Origin of the sequence: Synechococcus sp. BA-120 BA3 (assembly GCF_034931285.1) — a bacterium.
In the GTDB taxonomy this organism is placed as follows: domain Bacteria; phylum Cyanobacteriota; class Cyanobacteriia; order PCC-6307; family Cyanobiaceae; genus Cyanobium.
In genome coordinates this window covers 1-1,351 of the sequence record NZ_JAYGHZ010000459.1, presented here as the reverse complement: position 1 = coordinate 1,351, position 1,351 = coordinate 1, and the positions used below count along the sequence as shown (strand labels likewise).

General features: G+C 73.9%; 2 protein-coding genes. One reads left to right on the top strand and one right to left on the bottom strand.

What is annotated here, in order from left to right; translation table 11 throughout:
- A partial coding sequence (locus VB737_RS16775) for an NAD(P)/FAD-dependent oxidoreductase (RefSeq protein WP_500314639.1) occupies positions 1-441 on the bottom strand: 441 nt, incomplete at its 3' end.
- A gap of 39 nt (positions 442-480) precedes the next feature.
- On the opposite strand from VB737_RS16775, the gene dusA reads away from it, so the two are divergent.
- Positions 481-1,351: tRNA dihydrouridine(20/20a) synthase DusA (dusA, locus tag VB737_RS16770; RefSeq protein WP_500314638.1), on the top strand; the 871-nt coding region annotated here is incomplete at its 3' end.

Here is a 1,351-nt window from a genome sequence, read left to right as displayed (position 1 = left end):
GGCCTCGGCCGCCTGCCCCGCCTCGGCCGTGTGCAGCGTCACGCCGGCGGCGGTCGCCGCCCGGCGCAGGGTCTCGACCACGGAGGAAGAACGGTTGGAGCGGGGGAACAGCCGGCCATCGGGCTCCTCCACCAGCTGCAGGCCATGGGCCTCGAACCAGGCCACCGTGTCGCCGGGGGCGAAGCGTGAGAAGGGGCCCCGCAGGGCCTTGCCGCCGCGCGGGTAGTGATCCACCAGCAGCCGCGGATCCCAGCAGGCGTGGGTGACGTTGCAGCGGCCGCCGCCGCTGATCAGCACCTTGTGCAGCGGCTCGGGGGTGGACTCCAGCAGCAGCACCCCCCCGGACAGGTCGTCGGCGGCCGCTTCCGCCGCCGCGATGGCTGCCATGAAGCCCGCCGGGCCCCCTCCCACCACCACCACGGAGGCACGGCTGGGCAGCATGGGGCAATGGTGCACAACTACCGCTTCAGTGTGGCGCCCATGCTGGACTGCACCGATCGGCACTTCCGGGTGCTGATGCGGCAGGTCAGCCGGCACTGCCTGCTCTACTCCGAGATGGTGGTGGCCCGGGCGCTGCACCACATCGCCCGCGATGGCTCCCCCTCCCGGATGGGGGAGCGGCAGCAGCGGCTGGAGCGCCTGCTGGGGTTTGACCCGGAGGAACACCCCCTGGCCCTGCAGCTCGGCGGCGACGACCCGGAGCTGCTGGCGGAGGCCGCCCGGATGGGGGCCGACTGGGGCTATGACGAGATCAACCTCAACATCGGCTGCCCGAGCGAAAAGGTGCAGCAGGGCCGCTTCGGGGCCTGCCTGATGGCGGAGCCGGAGCGGGTGGCCCGCTGCGTGGCGGCGATGGCGGCGGCCACGCCGCTGCCGGTGACGGTGAAGCACCGCATCGGCATCGACGATCGGGACTCCTACGAGGAGCTGCTGGCCTTCGTCGACAGCCTGGCGGCGGCCGGCGCCGCCCGCTTCGCCGTGCACGCCCGCAAGGCCTGGCTGAACGGCCTCGATCCGAAACAGAACCGCACCGTGCCGCCCCTGCGCTGGGACCTGGTGCACCGCCTCAAGCGGGAGAGGCCGCGGCTGACGATCGAACTGAACGGCGGCCTGGAGGACCTGGGCCCCTGCCAGGAGCAGCTGGCCCTGGTGGACGGCGTGATGGTGGGCCGGGCCGCCTACGCCCACCCGCTGCGCTGGGCGGGGGTGGACGGCCGGATCTTCGGCGACGCCGGCGGCGGGGAGCCGCGGGCCTCGACGGTGGTGCGGGGGGTGCTGCCCCACGCCGAACGCTGGTGCACCTCGGGAGGCCGGCTGTGGCCGATCGCCCGCCACCTGGTGCAGGTGGTGG